Origin of the sequence: Shewanella violacea DSS12 (genome assembly GCF_000091325.1) — a bacterium.
Lineage (GTDB): Bacteria > Pseudomonadota > Gammaproteobacteria > Enterobacterales > Shewanellaceae > Shewanella > Shewanella violacea.
This window is the reverse complement of record NC_014012.1, coordinates 3,672,816-3,692,876: the sequence shown is the minus strand read 5'-3', so window position 1 is coordinate 3,692,876 and position 20,061 is coordinate 3,672,816. Positions and strand designations below refer to the sequence as shown.

Below are 20,061 nucleotides of genomic sequence, written 5' to 3'. Positions count from 1 at the left end.
GCTGTGCCGGATTTTGAGTGTTCTTACTGTGTCAGAACACCTGGTTAAGGGCGGAAAGATGAGTGCTTTAGAGCGACAAACTAGCTTAATCAGATGCTGATTTGGGATTAGAGACAGCAATAAAAGACATGCGTCAGCAATTACGAGTCGGCTGCAATTTTATTCTGCTGTCTCATTGTTCATTGGGCTAGTTTTAACTTAACTTAACTTAACTTAACTAAATGTTAGCCGTGGGAGCTTTCGTGGTCAGCGATAAACATTTCAAGTTCACGATTGAGCATGGATGAATCACCGATATTAAGTTCTATCATGCGCCGAAGGTGACTGATGCTGTCCACATCAATATGCTCACATCTGAGACCCAAGTGCCCCGATTTGTGATGAATCAGGCTGGTTTCCATCTTCATCACTATCTCAGACCCTTGAAGAGTAAAACTCAGAATGATAGGCGCATTATCTACAGCAAAAGAGTCGGGTTCCTCAACGAGTGCGCCATTGAGGCTGAGGTCGAGAATATGAGTCGTCCAGACCTTATCTGCCTGAGTCAGCTGGGCATCTGCGGCAAATGGGATCCTTGAAAATTTACGCTTCTCGTCCATAACGCTTCCTCTGTTAAGCTTTAATCATAAATGCTTTAGCTTTGAACTTTAGTTCAGTTATAGCATGGCATTAGTATAAGCATATGCCAACTTATAGTGAGTGTAAAAATTCTCAGAGTTTTTATTAGGAATAAGGAGTTTATTAGGGCTGAGGACAAAGAAAGTATTACTTAGCTCTCTATTTTTGCTTTTTGCTTATATGCAATTATGAAAAAATGTGAATAATGTAGGGCGAGAGATATTTATTCGCTTTCAAGACCCATTTTTCATCAGGAGTGAGCCTTTGGCTCTAGATACCATGGCTAATTCAATTGCATACTCTACACCTCATACCGTATTAGTTGTCGATGACGAAGCCGTGATCAGGGCTCGTCTTAAAGGATACTTTGAGAAAGAGGGTTATCGTGTCCTCGAGGCAGAAGATGGTGAGCAGATGTGGTATCAGTTCGGTCGCCAACATGTAGATCTGGTGATGTTAGATATCAATCTTCCCGGAGTCGATGGTTTGAGTCTGGCCAGAGAGCTACGTAGCCGCTCAGATGTCGGCATCATATTAGTGACTGGACGTGACGAAGCCATAGATAAGATTATTGGCTTAGAGATGGGCGCCGATGATTATGTCACTAAACCATTTGAATTGAGGGAGTTGCTAGTCAGGGTGAAGAACCTTCTCTGGCGGATATCTCTGGTCAAGAAGGCTGAACAAGCAGTCATAGATCAACTCGATGAAAACAATGATGTGATTGCCTTCGAGGGCTATATCCTTGAACTCAACAGTCGCAAGCTTAAGCATGGTGACGAGATAATCAAACTCACTAAGGCCGAGTTCGAACTGCTGGCAGCGTTTGCACTGCACCCGCAACAAGTATTATCTCGTGAGCGCTTGATGCAGCAAACCAGTCACAGAAACCAAGATGTGAATGACAGAACCATAGATGTGATCATCAGAAGGCTGAGAAATAAACTCAATCCAGACTTGTTTGCCACTATTCATGGCGAAGGTTATTTGTTCTCGGCAAAAGTCGAAGATTAAAATGTTTAGGGCCAGTGGAAGTGATAAGTTTTAAGCCGTAAGTAAAAAAGTTTCTTGACGTCTTTCCTATTAATCTTGGGCTCGCAACTCGTGACTATCTTAGTGTTATTTTGAGCTTAACTTATCGCTTTATTAGCCTTGTCTTGAGCCTTACAGCTTCTTGTTACTCTTTACCCTATATATCGGATAAAACTCTGCAGGTGCTAGGCTGTCAGTTAGCTGATATTTCTTCAGCACGTCCCCTTGCAAGCCTTGAATCGCCGGGCCTATATCACCGAAGGACTTAGCGCCTTCGAGCTCTCTAACGACGACATCTATCGCCAATTTCCCCTGTAGCACCACAGAATCATCCGAACTGAACGCGACTCGGTTTCTAAATAAGCCTCTGAGTACGGCGGGGGACAGGTAACTGCTGACCAGTTTAATTTTAGAAACAGGCTCTTGCTCTGGCTGGGAAGTGAGCTTAGAAGCTTGGCTTGCCTGTGTTATGGCCAGCTGTCCAACGGCAGCTTCGATAGCAACCGCACTGCCTAAGATGTAATCTGGTGTCTGGTCTTTGAGTAGGTAGTGGAGTTGATCTCGATAGAGGTTACGATTGTTGTCGGCATAACGGATTGAGGAGATGGTGATCTTGCTGCTTTTCAAACTGTTTGTTGAGGCTGGTTTAGCGTCTGGACTAAGCTGTAAAGCCGCCTTGATCCCTTCCTCGACCCATTCGCTACCTCCCATTTTTTCAGGGCCTGTCAATAGGGCTACGCTTGCTTGTCCAGCGTTACCTTGTTCGACATCTTGTTTGATAAAGTTGCCGGCCAGCCATCCCATCTGGTACCAGTTGACGCCGATGCGGGTAGTCACCTTGCGGTTATCAATTCTGTTAACCAGAGCGATAACGGGCTTAGTGATGGGCTGGTGGAAAGAGGACAGGAGTTTGGGGTCCACAGCGCCCAGTAATATGGCATCATAATCGCCGTTCATACAGTGGGAAAGCTGGCCGAGTTGCTTATCTTTTCCGTAATAACTGCCAGCCTCGAAGAGGTCTAATGTTATATTCAGTGCTTTGGCATGCTGCACCAGACCATAATCTATACCGATCCAATACGCGTCCTTGAGATGTGGCACCAAAGTACATATTTTCCAGGCTTGCTTGGCGTGCTTGAGAGGATGATATGCTTGGGTTTTAGTCTCTTGGTCTTTGACATTAAAGGGGCTACGCTGCTCTAATGACCAGACGGCAGAATTTGTGGTGGCGTGGGCGAGATTAGCGCTTAGGCTGAAGAGCAGAATCGACAATGTGAGCCCGGCTAGAGTGGTCATATATCGATAGGTGTCGCTTCTTATACTTAAGGTTTCGACTACTGATATTTCGATGATCTTGGTTCTAGTATCTCTGAAGCTTGAGGCTCTGATTTTAGCGACTGACATTCTGGTTTCTGGTATTTTTTTATCGATAAGAACTACACAGTATTTCAGCGTCATTGCCATGCCATCATTTAAAGTAAAATGTCTAAATTTATTGTATCAGGTTAAGGATAAAGATGCCCTTCACGCTATCGAGAAAGAGTTTAGTTGGACGTCTCATGCTGTCCTTCTGTTTGCTAGCCTTCTTGCTTATGTTACTCGTCTCCGTGGGAAGCTTGAGTCTCTATTGGGTGAAAAAAGCCGACCGGTTTCTCTACGATGAGGCGCTGCCCGCATCACAGGCTGCGCGTAACTTGGTGCAAACCTCTAACGCATTGGCCGACAATGCGCAGGCGCTGGGCACTGTAAAGGAAGAGTCGCAAAGACAGTTTATCGGTCGAATGCTGTCGATTAATAGCAGCCATTTACTGGGTACCATTGCCAGCCTTAAATCACTCGGGGTGCAGAATGATCAGAGGTTAGAGTTCTCTGCCGGTGAGATAATTCATGAACTGGCCCGCTTAGGTAATCAGGTCGGGCAGCGCCTAGAGGTGGCGGGGCACTTATCTCGAGTCGGTAAGGCCCTAGTTGCGTCAGCTAGTCACAGCACAGAACTGCTTGAAGCCGAGCTTGCCGTGGTCGACTCAGGCATCTTAGCCAAGTTGAGTCTGGCCTATCCGCAAATTGCCGGTCAGGTGAACAGCGCACATCTGCTGGACGCCGTGATTGAACAAGATTTAGACATTCAAGAACGCCTCAATCGTGCCCTTAAGGTGATACATAATATTACTCTGGTGGGCCAGTTGCTGCAATCGCCTGAGCATGAGTCTGCTCTAGCAAGCTTGCTCAGTTCAATGTCACAGCAGCCGACAATCAGCTTGCCGTCGACTTATCAAATAATGACCCTCTCTCAAGGACTCGCTAACTCGCCAGATCTGAATAACGGCGAACCTCAAGTCGATCTGATGGCATTGGAGTTACTCAAGGGCTTGATAAGAGATCCCGTCAGGGAGCATGAGTTGACTGCTGAGTTAGTGGTATTACATAGGGTAGGCGAAGGTTTGGCGGCCCAGAGACGGTATGTTCAGCTACTGAGGGCTCAAGATAAGCAACTGAGTTCACTCTCGGATAAATTAACTGGGTTAAACCGTACGTTGCACGTTGCCATGGCCAGCCAACAGGCTAAAACTGAATTGGCTCGGGGAGATTATCTACAACAACTTTTTTGGGCTAAAACCGGCCTGTTGAGTACGGGAGTCTTGATGTTGCTGGTGATCTTGTTTGTCATGTATTGGGTCATCTATAAAGGCATAGCCGTGAGGCTTAACGAGGCGACTCAGGCCTTGTCCAGATTGAGCCTAGGAGATACCGAGGTGAGCCTGAACTCCCATGGTGATGATGAGTTGACCGCCATGGCCAATGCGATTCAAGCATTTAAACAGAAGACGGCGCACAATCAAAAGTTACAGGCTCAGTTACTCGATACAGCAGCCGAGCTAACCCAGCACAAGGCAGAGCTTGAAAGTACTGTTGAAGCACGCACCAAGGAGTTAGCTATCGCTAACAAACAACTGGATGCTGAGGCCAGAGGTCACGCTCAAGCCAGAGAGATGGCCGAGCAGGCGAGTCAGGCCAAGTCATTGTTTTTAGCCACCATGAGTCATGAAATACGCACACCCCTCAATGGTCTGCTGGGCACCTTGACCTTGCTCGGCCATTCAGATCTCCCTCTCGCCCAGAAGCAGATGTTGGCTCTGTCTCAATACAGCGGCACCCTGTTACAAACCGTGCTTAACGATATCTTGGATTTCTCCAGATTAGAACAAGGCAAACTCAGCAACGAAACCAGACCTGTGGCCATCAATGAACTCATCGATGAGGTGGTGGCTATCATGCTCGCTGGAGCCAATATCGCCGGTTTGCAGCTAGTACTCGAAAGCCCGCGCTTACCCCCATGGATCAGCTTAGATGGCCCCAAGCTTCGCCAAGTGCTGTTTAACCTTATTGGTAATGGCATCAAGTTTACCCCTGAGGGGGAGGTGAGGCTGAGAGTCTCATTCGATGAAGCCGAGTTGCATTTCGAGGTGATTGATACCGGTTTAGGCATAAGTTCTGCGGCCATGCCGCACCTGTTTAAGGCTTATAGTGCTCAGCTCAATAAAGGGCGCTCTAGAGGTACTGGCTTGGGGCTGGCTATTAGTAAAGAGCTGGTGGATCTGATGAAGCTGAACCTTAGTGCATATGAGCTTGCAGATGATGCTTCACCGAACCTAGGCATTTCTAAAAAGAGTGCCCAAGAGCTAGCTAGCTTAGTCCAGTCGGATTCGCTCTGGGTTAAGAGTCAGCCGGGGCGTGGCAGCAGTTTTGGTTTTAGCTTACCACTGATAGAGTGTCAGCGAGTGAATGATAGCTATGCTCAAAACCTGGAAAATGTGGCGCACAAGCGCGTCTTAGTGGTTGAGGATAATAAGGTCAATGCCATGGTGGCTCAAGGGTTCCTGGCTCATTTAGGTCATGAATCAGTGCTGGCTAGTAGCTGCGAGCAGGCGCGTAAGCTATATAGTGACAATACAGCGGGTGAGTTCGATGCCATCATGTTGGATATTCAGCTGGGAGATGGTTCTGGGTTTGACCTTGTCAGTGACTTAAGATCGGTTAAGCATAAGGCGAAGCGCAGAGTGCCGATTGCCGCATTTACCGCTCAGCTTCAAGCCGATGATCTCTCCCATTATCAACAGGCCGGTTTTGATATTGTGTTAGGCAAGCCACTCAATATGCAATCTTTAGCCGCTTGGATTGGCCTGGCGAAAGGGGCCGATGTCGAAGAGATCACTAGCGAAAGCGCCCCAGAGATCCTTGAAACACCCATCGAAGACCTGATTGAAGTCTCTCAACTGCTAGATCTGACTCAGATAAACCAAGATATCGACTACTTGGGGAAAGAGGCGGTGACAGATATGCTAGCTCTGTTTATTGACTCGAGTCAGGCTCAGGTCTCTGAGCTGCAAGGCGTTAACCCTGACCACCTAAGGTTACTTCATGGCCTCAAAGGCAGCAGTGCAAGCATGGGACTGTTAGCCCTGTCTAAGCTTTGTCAGTCATTGGAGAAAAGCCAATATCAAGCCTGCCAACATGAACAAGTGGTCAGCAGCTTAACTCGCTCAATCGAAGCTCTTAGAGTTTATCTGGAAGCATAAACAGCTAAGTTAGTTAGTCCTTAGTTTCATTAGAATCCTTATTCTAGCTAAACAGTGATACAATTCGCGGCCGTTTATTTGTTGTTTTTATCTAGGTACTTCCCGTATGTCTGAACGCGTCGACTCTGCTGCTAAGCATGGATTTTCATCCTTATCCCTAAGACCAGAATTGTTGCAGGTTTTGACTGAATTAGGCTATACCCAGCCTACGCCTATTCAGACTCAGGCTATTCCGGCAATTTTAGCCGGACAGGATATCATGGCCGGTGCTCAAACTGGCTCGGGAAAGACCGCCGCGTTTGCCTTGCCCATTCTCAATAAGTTAACTGCGCAAATCTGTCTGCAAAAGACTGAAGCGCAAGACTCTGCAGACAAACCTGCTATTCGTGCCCTAGTATTGACGCCAACCCGTGAACTTGCGCTCCAGGTTCATGGTAGCTTCGTTAAATACGCTAAGCTGACTCAAGTTAAATCTGCTCTGGTATATGGCGGCGTGAGTATCGATGCTCAAGCTCAGATTTTAGCGGCCGGGGTCGATATCTTGGTTGCCACACCAGGGCGTTTGCTGGATCACTTAAGGCGTGGCTCTCTGAACTTGAATCAGCTTGAATTTTTGGTATTCGACGAAGCCGACCGTATGCTGGATATGGGCTTTAAAGATGAGATCGATGCCATAGTCAAACAGCTGCCTAAGACGCGCCAAACCTTGCTGTTTTCTGCGACTTTCGATGAGTCTATCTATGGTTTAAGTCAATCATTGTTACGGGACCCTAAACAGATTGAGGTGGGAGAGCGAAATGCTGCGGCTGTTGAGATTGACCAGCGAGTTTATGCCGTCGACAGTGATAGGAAACTTGCTTTAGTTACTCATCTTATTGAGTCTGGCAATTTACAGCAGGTACTCATTTTTAGCCGTAAGAAGCTGGCCGCAGACAAGTTGGCGGCTAATTTAACTAAGGCGGGGATTTCGGCTCAGGCTTTTCATGGGGATCTCTCTCAAGGAGCACGTGAAAAGGTGCTGCAAGGTTTTAAGGATGGTGAGGTACGTGTGCTGGTGGCCACGGACGTTGCTGCAAGGGGGATAGATATTATCGACCTGAACTATGTCATTAATTATGAACTGCCCTATAAAGCCGAGGATTATGTGCATCGCATCGGCCGCACGGGACGGGCCGGTAACAAGGGACTGGCCATCACACTGCTGTGCAGTGAAGATGAACACCTGCTCGAAGAGGTCGAAGTGGTACTGGATAAGCGACTTCCTCAGCAATGGTTAGCAGGCTTTGAGCCGGACTTGACTAAGAGTGCTGCGGAGCCTAGAAAGGGCGGCAGAAATTCCCATAAGCAAAGAGCCAAGAAGCGTGCTTATGGCGGCAGCCGGGGGCGTTAATATCTAGTTTATACTAGAGTCGATGCTTCATATTACTGATAGCCTGTCGGGGCCAATGGTCCCCGCAGGGAGTATGCTTTGCCAGAACGTGCATGTTTAGCCATAACTTTTAACTTAGCACTTATAGCTTAGCACTTAGCCTGCGAGATTTAGATCACGAAATAAAACCTGTATCTGAGCTCCTTGTTTAAAACTCGCTGAGGATCAAGGTTTCAAGCTAAGTAAGCTGCTAGTCTCGTCTCCCGTTTGTGAACAGAAACGGAGCCTCACATGTCTAGCCCTACCCATAATGATAATACCCCATCGATTGAAGCTGCTTCTAGCAGTATGACTAAGCGTATCAGTACCAAGATTGCAGAAATTCCATTAGCGAGTTTTATCTTTAACGCATCGGGCCCACGTTGCACCGAGGAAGATGAACTTAACTTGCTTGGGACCTCAGCCTCAGCTGCCATCATGACCAAATCCTGTACTATGGAGCCCAGAGAGGGCAATGCCGAGCCGAGATATCAAGCCTTGCCTTATGGCTCTATACAGTCAATGGGATTACCTAATCTCGGCTATAAAGCCTATCTTGAGATGCTGCCTAGATTGAAGCAGGCTGGCAAGCCAATAGTGGTTAGCATTTCAGGCTTTAGTCTCGCCGATAACCTGACCATGGTTAAAGCCTTTCAAACCAGTTGCGCCGATCTTATCGAAGTTAATTTCTCTTGCCCCAATATCGAAGGCAAGGCTCAGGTGGGATACGATTTCGAGCAGACTGAGCGGGCATTGGAGCAATTGTGCGAGCTAGGTAGTAAGCCTATAGGCTTAAAGTTGCCGCCTTATTTCGATTTCTCTCATTTCAACACCATGGCTAATATCATCAAGAAGTTTCCGGTGAGCTTTATTACCTGCATCAACTCTGTGGGTAACACCTTAGTTATCGACCCGGAAACCGAGAGTGCCATCATCAAACCCAAAGGCGGATTTGGCGGCTTGTGTGGTGATTACATCAAGCCTATCGGTCTTGCCAATGTCAGGGCATTTAGTCAGTTGCTGCCTTCGAGCATAGACATCATAGGAGTCGGCGGCATTAAAACCGGTACAGATGCCTTCGAATATTTGTTGGCTGGCGCCTCGGCAGTACAAGTTGCGACATGTTTCGAGAAGGAGGGCGTTGAGTGCTTCGATAGGATAGCTAAGGAGCTAGATAGCATAATGGCGGCTAAGCAGTATTCAAGTATAGCGGCTGTTAAGGGCAAGTTGAAAATGATTTAATAGATAAAATCCTAGGACCTAGGTCCTAGGATTTTCGTCGCAGATTTAACCTTCCTCTGTTAATCCTACTAAGTCAGATCTAACCCAAGATAGTGTCAAGCCTGCTAAGGCAGAGTAGAATTTGCCACTGTCGCCCTGAGTCACTTTAGCGGTAAACTTTCCAAGCCAGCTGTTGAGGTATGACTCGATAAAGCTAAGCTGCTCCTCGTTACTAGCCGATAAGCAAAGATGCTCAACATAAGCCAAGATCACCGCTAAGTGATCCGCAGGCTCAGGAAAGCTGGTTTGAACCTGTAACTGACTCTGTTTAAGAAACTGCACCATCATTTGATGCTGCTCACCAAACAGCAAGGGCTGATCGCCACGCTTAGTGCCTTTAGGGCTGTTATTGCTCTGACTATCTGCAGCGCTCTTGTTGGTATCTTGGAGATAGAGGCTGGCATAGGGTGAGGCGCTGTGTTTAGTGCCCACCAGAAACAGGCCACAATAATCGGCGGCAAGTTCCAGCAAGGCCTTATCTGAGGTTAAGCTTTCCAGCAGAGTAACCAAGGTATCGACATCTTGTTTAAAGCTCGGCTCACTGGCGAGTTGAGTCCAGAAGGCCTTGGCTGGCTCGCTGGTCAATTCATGGAGCAGTTGATGATCGATCTCTTTAGCAAACAAAGAGGAGAGCAGGCGATAGACCATGGCTCGCGCTTTATTCATGTCTGTATTATTCATCTGATCCTCTGATATTGCTGGGTTAGTCATGCTGTTTTCCATATGGTCGCCATCCTGTACTGGTTAAATCAAGGTCTCAACCGGTCCATCGAATGAACTGACTTGAGGGATTTTGCCACGGAACTTCTCAAATTCAACCAGACAAGTATAAGCCGCGCAAGCTTGAGCTAGCTTAGAGGTGCCGATATCTTGGGTTAGTGTGTTTGGATCGCCATAGCTACACAGGGCGCCAATCTCGGCGCCGCCTTCCTTGCTACCATCTTTACCAACCGGACCATACCAAGCGCCTTCGTGGATACGTATGATGCCTTTGGGGAAGCTGTCAGATATTACTGCGCCGGCAAGGAGTTGACCACGGTCGTTAAACACCCGCACGATATCGCCATCCTTGATGCCACGAGACTTGGCATCTTCTGGGCTTAAATATACAGGCTCTCGACCTTTAACCGTATAGGTTTCACGGTACTCTTTCGACTCACACATCTGTGAGTGCAGACGCTTATCCGGATGACATGACTGCATCCAAACCGGGAAGGTGTTTGAACCTGGACCGCCATGGCTACGTTCTGTCTTCTCCATCCAGGTTGGATGGCCTGGACAATCATCATAGCCAAATTGAGCTATCTTGCGGCTGAAAATTTCAATCAGTCCAGATGGAGTGCCCAGAGGATTTATTTCAGGATCTTCTCTGAAGTCCGCGTGACGGGTCCAGGGCTTACCTTCACCGAAGTGAACATAACCATCTTTCCAGAAGGTATCGAAGTCCGGCATATCAAACTTGCCGTCATTGGCCTTTTTACAGTCCTTGTACAGCTTCTTCAACCAGTCCTCTTCGCTCATGTCGCGGGTATATTCTTTCTCTTTACCCATGACAGCAGCGAAACGAGTGAAGATCTCGAAGTCAGACAGACTCTCGAACAGAGGCTCGACCATCTTATGCATCGCCAGTATGCCACGGTTGGCGTAGCTGCCGTACACATCGATATCGTTACGCTCTAGGGTGGTACAAGCCGGTAGGACTATGTCTGAGAAGCGGCAGGTAGCCGTCCAGTTCATGTCGATAGTGACCACACACTCAAGCTTTTGGAATGCCAGCTTCATCTTGTTTCTGTCTTGATGATGGTTCCAGGGGTTGTTGCCCGAGAACACCATCATCTTGATATCTGGGAAGGTGACCTTAGATCCGTTGGCATCGATAGTCTTGCCGGGTTCCATAATTGCGTCGATCCAGCGGGCAACCGGAATGGTGCTACTGGCGCCCTTGAAATCATTGCTATCGAACAAGGGTTTCTGATCGGCATCCAGATTACGGGGAAATGCTCCAGGTGCGGCAGCTCCAGATGAAGGCACGCCAATACCAGAGTAATGGTGGCCATAGCTTATGCCGCCGCCGGGTAAGCCTATTTGACCTATCATGGTGGCCAGAACTGCCGCCATCCAGTAAGGCTGTTCGCCGTGTTGTTGGCGCTGAATACACCAGCCCATCATCAGTTGCGTACGGCCCTTAGTCATTACATTGGCCAGATCGCGGATGATCTCAGGGCTTACCCCTGAGATATTACTGGCCCATTCAGGTGTCTTGGCCACGCCGTCGCTCTCACCGAGCAGGTATGGCAGAAATCTGTCGAAACCTAGGCTGTAGCCGTCGATAAACTTCTTATCGTGCAAGCCCTTGGTCACCATCTCATGGGCAATACCTAGCATCAGCGCCACATCTGTCTGTGGGTTGACGTAGAGCTGCTCACAACCTAAGTATTTCTGGGTCTTAGTCACCACAGGATCTATGCTGATCACGCGGATCTTACCTTGCTTAACCTTCTCCTTGAGCTGAGCTAGGTAGGCGAAAGACTCATGGGTCTCGGCGTTCCAGCCTACCTGTAGGTTCTTGTAAGGATCGTTTGACCACAAGATGATGGTCTTAGACTCTTCGAGGATCAGTGGCCAGGAGGTACCCTGAGCATAGACTTCGGTGGAGCCTAAGATGTAAGGCATGATGGTTTGGCCAGCACCGGTGGAGTAGTCGCCAATCTTCTTGACGAAGTTGCCGTGCATACCTATGGCGCGTTGCATATGACTGGTGCTTGAATGCAGTTGTCCGGTGGCGCGCCAGCCGGTCTGACCCGCATGTAGGCCAGATGGACCGTATTTAGTCTGCACCTCATCCAGGGAATCTTTCAGCAGGTTCAGTGCCTTGTCCCAGGTGACACGGACGAAACGAAAATCGCCGCGCTGTGTGGTGTCACTCTTATGTCCGTTTAGCAGGAAGTCGAGACGCACCATAGGGTAGCGAACCCTAGATGGGTTATAGACCAGACCCTTGATGCCGTTAATCATATCCGTAGGATACTTGTCTAAGTCGAATGGCTTAACCTGATCGATAACGCCGTTCTTACGCTTTATCTTAAACGCGCCAAAGTGAGTGCCCGTGGTTAACCAGCCATCTTTCGACTTAGCACCGGAAGCCGCTAAGGCATTGAGTGGTGCCAGTACCGATGCGCCGCTCAGGACCACATAAGATGTCGATACAAGTCCTTTTAAAAAGTGTCTTCTGTTCATATTTTCAGTCCTTATTGCTAGTGCGCTGACTTGTCGAAATTTGAGAATGAATGAGCTGCATTCAGACTGATGATTTCAATTTTTGTTTTCATGTTTTCAGTCCTCAATACTAGTGCGCTGACTTGTCTGGATTTGGGTATGAATGTGCTACATTCAGACTGATTATTTCAATTTTTGTTTTCATATACTCAGTCCTATAATTCATGCGCTGACTTGTCGAAAGTAGATGAGTGTTCTTGCAGGTACTTCTGCACTAAGGCTTGGGTATCTTGGTCCATGTTGACGAAAGCTATCATGCCCTGGAACATTCCCGGCCAGCTGTTGGCATCGAAGTGTTTTTCGTCAGGCTGGGTGTGGCACACACTACAGCTGGTGGAATATGTCTCACGGGCATAGTCCCACAGAGGTTGAAGATCTGAGACCAGATAGTCTTTTTCGGTCCAGATTTTAGCTTCGACACGTTGCCAAATCAGGCCTGTCATAGGATCTTCCTTCTCTTCGAAGACCTGCATCACGCCTTCTTCGAGCGCCGCATCCTTGGTCAGTTGAGCCGACAGTATGTTGATGCCGAAATCGTAGTAGATGACGCGGCCTGCGCCGACCTTCTTACGCCAGCCATCTATGCCAACCTTAACGCGCTTGCCTTTGGTCTCTAATACCTTGACCTTAGTGGCTATGTTCAGGGTTCCAGCTTCAACATCTGTGTGGTCGTTGTAGAATAACGGCTTAGTCAAGGCGGTGAAGTAGATCTGTTCGGTCTGTAGTGAAGTGACACCAGAACCTACCTGAGCGATTAATTCGGGGGCTCGTGCGGTGCCCATATCAGGGAGGTGGTGGGCAATACCCTTGTGGCAATCGACACAGCTTTGATCTATCTCTGCGGCTCGCTTCATCTGCTTCTGAGCCAGTTTTGACATGTCTTCCCACTTCATTGAGTCGTAGTTATGACAGTTTTTACAGGCGAGAGAGTTATCACGGTCGAATCGTTTCCACTCTCGACTGGCCATCTCGAGGCGTTTATCTTCAAACTTCTCTGGGGTATTTACCGACTGTAGCATCCAGCCCCACATGTCGTGAGAGGCCTCTATTTTACGGGCAATCTTACGGCTCCAGTTGTGTGGCACGTGGCAGTCTGGACAGGTAGCTCGTACGCCGGAATGATTCGACCAGTGAACGGTTTCCTGTAGCTCCTTGTATGGCATGCTCTCCATACTGTGGCAGCTGATACAGAACTCTTCGGTATTGGTCATCTCAAGAGCCGTGTTAAAGCCGCCCCAGAAGATGATGCCCATAAGAAAGGCCGAGAGACTGACCGTGCCTAAGGTTAGGTACTTGGCAGGCTTGGTCAGTGTGCGCCAAATGTTGATAAACCACTTCATAACAGCATCCTTTAAATCTTAAAATTTGTTTCGTTTTGTTTGTTTTACGTCTGATTAAATCGGTTTAGTGGCCGACGACTCCGCCAAATGCCTGGATCATCCAGATAACGAAGCCATAGGCACAGATGCCTGTGATGGTGACGATGGGAAACAACAAGAAGATGATAAAACCTAGGGCTTTAAGCTCCTTGGTTTTAACTTGCTTGACTGATTCTGATGACGTGTGCTCTGTCATGTCGGATTCTCTCTAGTGATCTTATCTGCGATGACACCAATATAGAGTAGGAATGTGAACAGGAGTCATGCATGGGATGAATGAATTTTGACAAAATATGAAGAAATATGAACAAAAATGAGATAACGCCAATTGTAGCTAGAATAATGCTGTTTGGGCCTGTGTTAGCTGATGAAATTGGCAGGGGGGACGATAAGGTCTTGCTGGTTTTTGATGCTAATGATTACCTGCCATTTGCTGGTATCTAATTAATGCTTATCAAAATCCATAACAGAATTGTCGCACCTGTTCGTTTTTTAGAACAATTGCAAAATTAGTGACTCATATTCTAGGTCTAAAGTACTGGATGCTGTAAACTTCGGCGCCAATAAAGGCTGTGTTTTAGCGTGTTTGACGCTGATGATAGCCAACCTCAGAGATTGATAATCTGCAGGTCATAATAAAATATAATCAAGTATTCGTGGATCTCACTCAGGTTTGATTGACGAGGCACTTATCTGCCACAGCTTTATAAATTTAAGAGTTCAAAGGTATAACATTATGCAGTCTGAACAGACGAACCCTACACCAGATACATCGATAAAAACACAAGCGACCCCCGCTTCTTTTCTAGACCGCTACTTCAGTATTACGCAACGTGGCAGCACCCTAAGACGCGAATTTATCGCTGGATTAACCACCTTTCTGGCTATGGTCTATTCGGTGATTGTGGTGCCTAACATGTTGGGTATAGCAGGATTTGATCCAGGTGCTGTGTTTATCTCCACCTGTATGATTGCCGCATTCGGCTCTTTATTGATGGGCTTATGGGCTAACTTACCCATGGCCGTTGGTTGTGCTATCTCGTTAACGGCTTTCACTGCCTTTAGCATGGTCTTGGGTCAAGGGATCTCAATTCCCGTGACTTTAGGTGCTATTTTCTTGATGGGTGTGGTATTCACATTTGTTAGTGTGACTGGCCTACGTCAGTGGATACTGACTAACCTGCCAAAGGGTATAGCTCATGGGACTGGTATAGGTATCGGACTCTTCTTGCTACTGATTGCCACTAACAGTGTACAGCTGATAGTAGGCAGCGATGCTGGATTGCCAGTTAAACTGGGCGATATTACTAGCTTGCCTGTGATTGCGGCTATCGTAGGTTTAGCTGCTACCATAGGTTTTGAGCGTCGCGGCATACCAGGGGGCATACTGATAGTGATCGTTTCCTTGTCAGTTTTTGGTCTGATATTCGACCCAGCGGTTAAGTATCAAGGCCTGTTTGCCTGGCCAGATCTTATGTCAGATCAGTCGCTGATCGGTAAGTTAGATATCATGGGGGCTTTAAACCCTGTGGTCTTGCCAATCGTATTAGCCTTGGTAATGACGGCAATCTTCGATGCTACCGGTACGATACGTGCTGTAGCAGGGCAAGCTAATCTGCTGGATAAAGATGACAATATCATCGGCGGAGGCAGAGCGTTAACCTCTGACTCGGTTAGTAGTATTGTCGCTGGCGCAGTTGGCGGTGCTCCCGCTGCCGTGTATATCGAGTCGGCAGCAGGCACAGCCGCTGGTGGTAAAACTGGGCTCACGGCAACCATAGTCGGCCTACTGTTCATCATGATGATGTTCCTAGCACCGCTGAGTTATCTGGTGCCAGCTTACGCCACAGCCCCTGCGCTTATGTATGTGGGTTTATTGATGTTGAGCAACGTCACTAAGCTGGATTTTAACGACAAGGTTGATGCTATGGCGGGACTGACCTGTGCCATCTTCATCATCTTAAGCTCTAATATCGTCACCGGTATCATGTTGGGTTTTGTCACTCTGGTGATCGGCCGTTTATGCAGTGGCGAATGGCGTGCGCTTAAGCCTGGCGTCATAGCCATCACCTTAGGCCTGGTAATCTTCTACTTGGGTGGTTGGGCGATATAGATTATTAAAGTTTTAGGCTCGAGTTCCTAGGTTTAGGAGCTCGAGTACAAGTTTATTTTTAAGCTACAAAGGCTTTCAATAGATCTTTCCAGGTGATAATGCCCACAAGCTTACCCTTATCTAAAACGGGTAATGAGCCAATATCATGCTGGAGCAGTAGCTCGCCGGCCTGCTTGATGGTTTGATTTGGCGCTATGGTGACAGGGCTTCTTGTCATCACCTGATGGGCCCGTTTTTGCAGTGTTTCACTATCACGTTCGGTTTCGTTGATATTGCCTATATTAGGGCTCAAGGCGCGTAGATAGTCGCGCTCCGACAGTATCCCCCGCAGTTTATTATGTTCGATAACCAGCAGATGATGGAAGGGGGCATTATCAAATATCTCCTTAGCCACAGTGAGCCTATCGTCCATCTCTATGGTGACAATGCGGCTGGTCATGATATCCGATACTCTTATATTCAGGTTTATGTCCATATAAGCCTCCTTCACGCAATAGAAATACAAGGTTTATATATTTATAACAGTAAGCTATGGGAGAGGGAAGTGAACTTTTATCGGTAATATCAATTGATAATAGGGCTAGGTACTCATTGGCAGTGAAATATGGAAGGTACTGCCGGCACCAGGCTCCGAATGTAGGCGTATTTTTCCCTTGAGTTCTTGAGTTACTAAATTATAGACAATGTTCATGCCCAAACCACTGCCGCCCTTGCCACGCTTAGTGGTGAAGAAGGGATCAAATATCTGCTCCTGAACAGATGTAGGCATACCGCAACCATTATCTTGGTAGATCATCTCGATACCTTGCTCAACTTTAATTATGTTGAGGGTTAATTTTCCTGAATCACCGTCAGGAAAGCCATGAACCACCGAGTTGTTGAACAGGTTACTGATGATTTGATAGAAAATTCCAGGGCGGCTCTTAAGTATGATGTTATCTGGGCATTGGTATGAGTACTCATGGCCGGTTCTCGATAGTAGAGGCTTGAGGGCGAGGAAAATTTCATCCAGATAGACTTTCAAGTTGAACTCTTGAACATCTTCATGGGATTGATCCACCGAGACCTGCTTAAAACTTTTCACTAGTTTAGAAACTCGGTTTAAATTTGAGAGCATAAGGGTTGAACCTTCATCAATTTCGGTTTGATATTGTTCGAAATCTTCATGGGAGACGTCGCCCTCGCCATACTTCTTGTTAAATACCTTAACGCTTTCCTGAAGATGAGATGCCGCCGTGACACTGATGCCTAATGGTGTATTTATCTCATGGGTGATACTAGCAACCAGTCCACCTAATGTGGCCATTTTCTCCTTGTTGATGAGTTCACTCTGAGTAAATTCGAGCCGCTCCAAGGTCTGTTTGAGCTCATCGTTACTGTGTTGATATTCAAGTGTTCTGTCCCGTACTCTTTGCTCTAAGTCTTGATTCAATGCGATCAATTCGGCTTCATTTTCCTTCTGTGATTGAATGTTCTTAATCGTGCCAGCGAGTCTGGTCGGTGTCCCCTGATTATCTCTGTCGATGACTTGGCCTCTATTTTGGACCCATAGCCAGCTAGCATCCATCATCTTGCCCCGGTAGATTATCTCGAATTTATCTATGCCTTGTTTCATGCATGAATCAATCTTGGATTCTATATCGGCTAGTTCATCTGGATGAATGCAGGTTTTTATCGTCTCTTGCAGGTGAGTCTCATTGTTTGGATAATTAAGAAATGTATTGGTGCGTACCAGCTGGCTATTTTTTATATCCCAATCCCAAAATTCATCTCCGCTGCCCCACAACGAGAGTTGCAACCTCTGTTCACTTTCCTCTTTATCACGTAATAAACCTGCCAGATGATTGAACTTATTGACTCTAGAATAAAATGAAATTGAAAATAGTGAGATTATTGCTAGGGAATACAAAGTATAGGCCCACCATGATCGCCAAGGCGCGGGCTGTATTTTAATTTTTACCAGTCTGACTGGGCTATATTGGCCGTTAATGTCTTTTGCTCTCAAGAGGAAGATGTAAACGCCAGCGGCTAAACCGGAGAAATGAACCGACTGATCTTTATTGGTGGCGAGCCACTTGTCATGTAGGCCTACCATCTTATATTCATAGTGTAAGCGCGGTGCTCGGTGCAGCTCAGGACTGTGAAAATGAAACGAAAATAGGTCTCCTTTATAGGTTAAGCTTAACTGAGTTTCTTGTGCTATTGGTGCATCCTGTATGTAATCTGGGTCAGTTGAATTTCTCACCGAGAGACGATTAATCACAGGCTCTCTCGGGGCTGCTAATTTGGGAAGCTGAGAGGCAAAGAAGTGATTGAAACCATTGATCCCTCCTAAGTAGATCCGATTGTCATCGTCGATAAACCCCGCCCCGTAATTGAATTCATTATCCTGCAGACCATCAATAATGGTGTAGTTCTTTATATTGAGATTTTGGGTATCTAGTTGGCTAAGGCCTGAAGAAGTCCCTATCCAGAGGCGCTGCTGTTTATCTAAGATCGTGAGGTAGGCAGTATTGCCTATAAGACCATTATCAGTATTGAAAATTTGGCTTTTATAGGTGATGGGATCGAAAGAAATAATGCCTTCGGTGGAGCCCATCCAAAGCTGGCCCGTATCGCTTTCGAATAGACTAAATAGGTGTCGACTGGGGATGGGAAACTCGGTGTCTGTACTGAAATGAGTGAATGTTCCATCCGGGGACAGTTTACTCAAACCTGAGGTATAAGAAGCAAACCAGTAATTATTTGCTTTATCTTGTATCACAGCATTGATTTCGTTACTCGCTAAAGAGTTTACCTCATCTCTTTTATGCTTAAATTGGATAAATCCTTGCTCTTCATCGATATACTTAGCGACTCCCGCATTTCTGGTGGTGAGCCAGGCATTGTCTTGACGATCTAAGTAAATACTCAGCACCAGATCGCTCGGCAGGCCATTGGGGTTATCTGGCTCATGTTTATAATGAACATAAGTTTGCTTATCTGGGGTGAAGATGAATAAGCCTTCGCCTCGGGTGCCGACCCAAAACCTTTGCTGCTTATCTTCCATAATAAAACTGATAAAGCTCTGGGAAAGCTTAGAGCCCGGTACCTGGAATAGCTTAAAGCCTGTGATCTGTTTGTGCTCATTTTCCTGTGCCCGATAGAGTCCCATGGAAGTACCTACCCAGAGCTGCTGACGAGTGTCTCGATAGATGCTTCTGATATCACCATTATGTAGGTTATTTTCGGCGAAACTGAAAGGGTGTATGTGGCCAAAACTCTCGGCTTCAAGAAACAGTTTATTCAAGCCACCCCCTTGGGTTCCTATCCAGAGTTGATCATCATCATCCAGACTTAAGGCCGTTACCATAGGGCTACTCAGGCTATAAATATTTTTCGGGTCACTGATAAAATATTGAATCGTTTCATTTCTAGGTGCATATCTGGCTAATCCGACAGATTCTATTCCAAGCCAAAGCTTGCCGAACCTACCTTGTTTTATCTTAGATATTTTTCTTCCTTTGAGGCTAGATGCAGGCGCGATCTCTTTCAGCGAACCTGTGTAGATATCGAATAAGAATAACCCTTTGCTCTTAGTTCCAATCCAGAGTGTGTTGCTGTGTCCAACTTCGAGGCTGGTGATGCTATCCATTATTTGAGCTTGAATATTGGGATAGTGGATCATTTTATTTTTATTACTTATCTGTGACAGACCCTTATCTGTGATTATCCACAGCCTGTCGAACTTATCGACGAAGATTTGCTCCACATGATTACTCTTGAGCTGATTATTTTCCTGGCGATAATGTTTGATGATTTTATTGTCTGTTGGGGAGTATCGGATAAGTCCCATTGAGTCGGTAGCAAGCCACAACTCGCCTCGACCATTTTGGCCTATATCTGTATATGTGGCCTGGGGAAGTGGGGTGTTAGTACTGTTGTAGGGGATGAAAGTATCGGTCGATGCCTGATAAAGGTTTAACCCCGTACTTTGAGTGAGTAACCAAAGCTGTTTTTTTCTACCGTAGAAGAGTTTATTGATGTGTTTCTCTGTAGGGCCCCGATTATCGCCGGTCACCCGATAGACTTTAAACTGTTTTCCATCAAACCGGTTTAAGCCATCTTGGGTTGCGACCCACAGGTAACCGTCATCATCAGTGGCGATATCTGTGACGGTATTCATGGACAAGCCATGCTTGGCCTTATAAAAGTCGAACCTGGCTGGGGCGGCCCAGGCAAGATTTGCCATCAGTAAGCACAATAGAAAGGTAAAACTTCTCATTACACTGAGTGTAGAGCTCTATGAGTGATTTATTCTCTAAGTTTAGAAGCTAACAATAAAAGTGCGTATAACAAGTTCAAGACAAAAAAAAGAGTGGCCAAGCCACTCTTTTT

At 46.8% G+C, this 20,061-nt stretch carries 14 protein-coding genes; 6 read left to right on the top strand and 8 right to left on the bottom strand.

From position 1 onward, the window contains the following. Positions 1-224 precede the first annotated feature (224 nt). A complete protein-coding gene (locus SVI_RS15355) occupies positions 225-599 on the bottom strand; it encodes a PilZ domain-containing protein (RefSeq protein WP_013052525.1) in 375 nt (124 codons plus the stop codon). 298 nt (positions 600-897) lie between these two features. Here SVI_RS15355 and torR point away from each other — a divergent pair, with 298 nt between their 5' ends. Continuing rightward, positions 898-1,632 carry a two-component system response regulator TorR gene (gene torR / locus SVI_RS15350; protein WP_013052524.1) on the top strand — a complete coding sequence of 245 codons (735 nt, stop codon included), beginning with the start codon at positions 898-900 and terminating at the stop codon, positions 1,630-1,632. 150 nt (positions 1,633-1,782) lie between these two features. Here the strand turns inward: torR and torT are convergent, their stop codons facing one another. Then, positions 1,783-2,946, bottom strand: coding sequence for a TMAO reductase system periplasmic protein TorT (gene torT / locus SVI_RS15345; protein ID WP_041420414.1), 1,164 nt, complete (start codon positions 2,944-2,946; stop codon positions 1,783-1,785). A 221-nt stretch (positions 2,947-3,167) separates the two neighbouring features. Here torT and torS point away from each other — a divergent pair, with 221 nt between their 5' ends. From torS to SVI_RS15330, 3 genes are all read left to right on the top strand, one after another. Beyond that, positions 3,168-6,227, top strand: a complete 3,060-nt coding sequence (torS, locus tag SVI_RS15340; protein WP_013052522.1) for a TMAO reductase system sensor histidine kinase/response regulator TorS — start codon at positions 3,168-3,170, stop codon at positions 6,225-6,227. 106 nt (positions 6,228-6,333) lie between these two features. Further along, positions 6,334-7,617, top strand: a complete 1,284-nt coding sequence (locus SVI_RS15335) for a DEAD/DEAH box helicase (RefSeq protein WP_013052521.1) — start codon at positions 6,334-6,336, stop codon at positions 7,615-7,617. A 270-nt stretch (positions 7,618-7,887) separates the two neighbouring features. Then, entirely contained in the window at positions 7,888-8,877 is a 990-nt protein-coding gene (locus tag SVI_RS15330) for a dihydroorotate oxidase (protein WP_197532047.1), read from the top strand. A 45-nt stretch (positions 8,878-8,922) separates the two neighbouring features. Here SVI_RS15330 and torD read toward each other — a convergent pair whose 3' ends face one another. The 4 genes from torD to SVI_RS15310 all read right to left on the bottom strand — a co-directional run bounded on the left by torD (position 8,923) and on the right by SVI_RS15310 (position 13,767). After that, a complete protein-coding gene (torD, locus tag SVI_RS15325; RefSeq protein ID WP_013052519.1) occupies positions 8,923-9,597 on the bottom strand; it encodes a molecular chaperone TorD in 675 nt (224 codons plus the stop codon). A 63-nt stretch (positions 9,598-9,660) separates the two neighbouring features. Continuing rightward, positions 9,661-12,153, bottom strand: a complete 2,493-nt coding sequence (gene torA, locus SVI_RS15320; RefSeq protein WP_013052518.1) for a trimethylamine-N-oxide reductase TorA — start codon at positions 12,151-12,153, stop codon at positions 9,661-9,663. A gap of 194 nt (positions 12,154-12,347) precedes the next feature. Continuing rightward, positions 12,348-13,532, bottom strand: a complete 1,185-nt coding sequence (torC, locus tag SVI_RS15315) for a pentaheme c-type cytochrome TorC (protein WP_013052517.1) — start codon at positions 13,530-13,532, stop codon at positions 12,348-12,350. A gap of 64 nt (positions 13,533-13,596) precedes the next feature. Beyond that, positions 13,597-13,767, bottom strand: a complete 171-nt coding sequence (locus SVI_RS15310; RefSeq protein ID WP_041420007.1) for a periplasmic nitrate reductase, NapE protein — start codon at positions 13,765-13,767, stop codon at positions 13,597-13,599. Between the two features lie 107 nt (positions 13,768-13,874). On the opposite strand from SVI_RS15310, the gene SVI_RS21560 reads away from it, so the two are divergent. Then, positions 13,875-14,015 (top strand): hypothetical protein, encoded by a 141-nt coding sequence (locus tag SVI_RS21560; RefSeq protein WP_013052515.1) that lies wholly within the window; start codon positions 13,875-13,877, stop codon positions 14,013-14,015. Positions 14,016-14,307: 292 nt separating this feature from the next. Then, positions 14,308-15,684, top strand: coding sequence for an NCS2 family permease (locus tag SVI_RS15305; RefSeq protein ID WP_041420006.1), 1,377 nt, complete (start codon positions 14,308-14,310; stop codon positions 15,682-15,684). Between the two features lie 58 nt (positions 15,685-15,742). Here the strand turns inward: SVI_RS15305 and SVI_RS15300 are convergent, their stop codons facing one another. Together SVI_RS15300 and SVI_RS15295 are read right to left on the bottom strand one after the other, a co-directional pair. After that, the gene (locus SVI_RS15300; RefSeq protein WP_013052513.1) at positions 15,743-16,159 is read right to left on the bottom strand and encodes a CBS domain-containing protein; all 417 of its coding nucleotides are present in this window, start codon (positions 16,157-16,159) and stop codon (positions 15,743-15,745) included. A 105-nt stretch (positions 16,160-16,264) separates the two neighbouring features. Beyond that, entirely contained in the window at positions 16,265-19,915 is a 3,651-nt protein-coding gene (locus SVI_RS15295) for a two-component regulator propeller domain-containing protein (RefSeq protein WP_231847733.1), read from the bottom strand. Positions 19,916-20,061 lie beyond the last annotated feature (146 nt).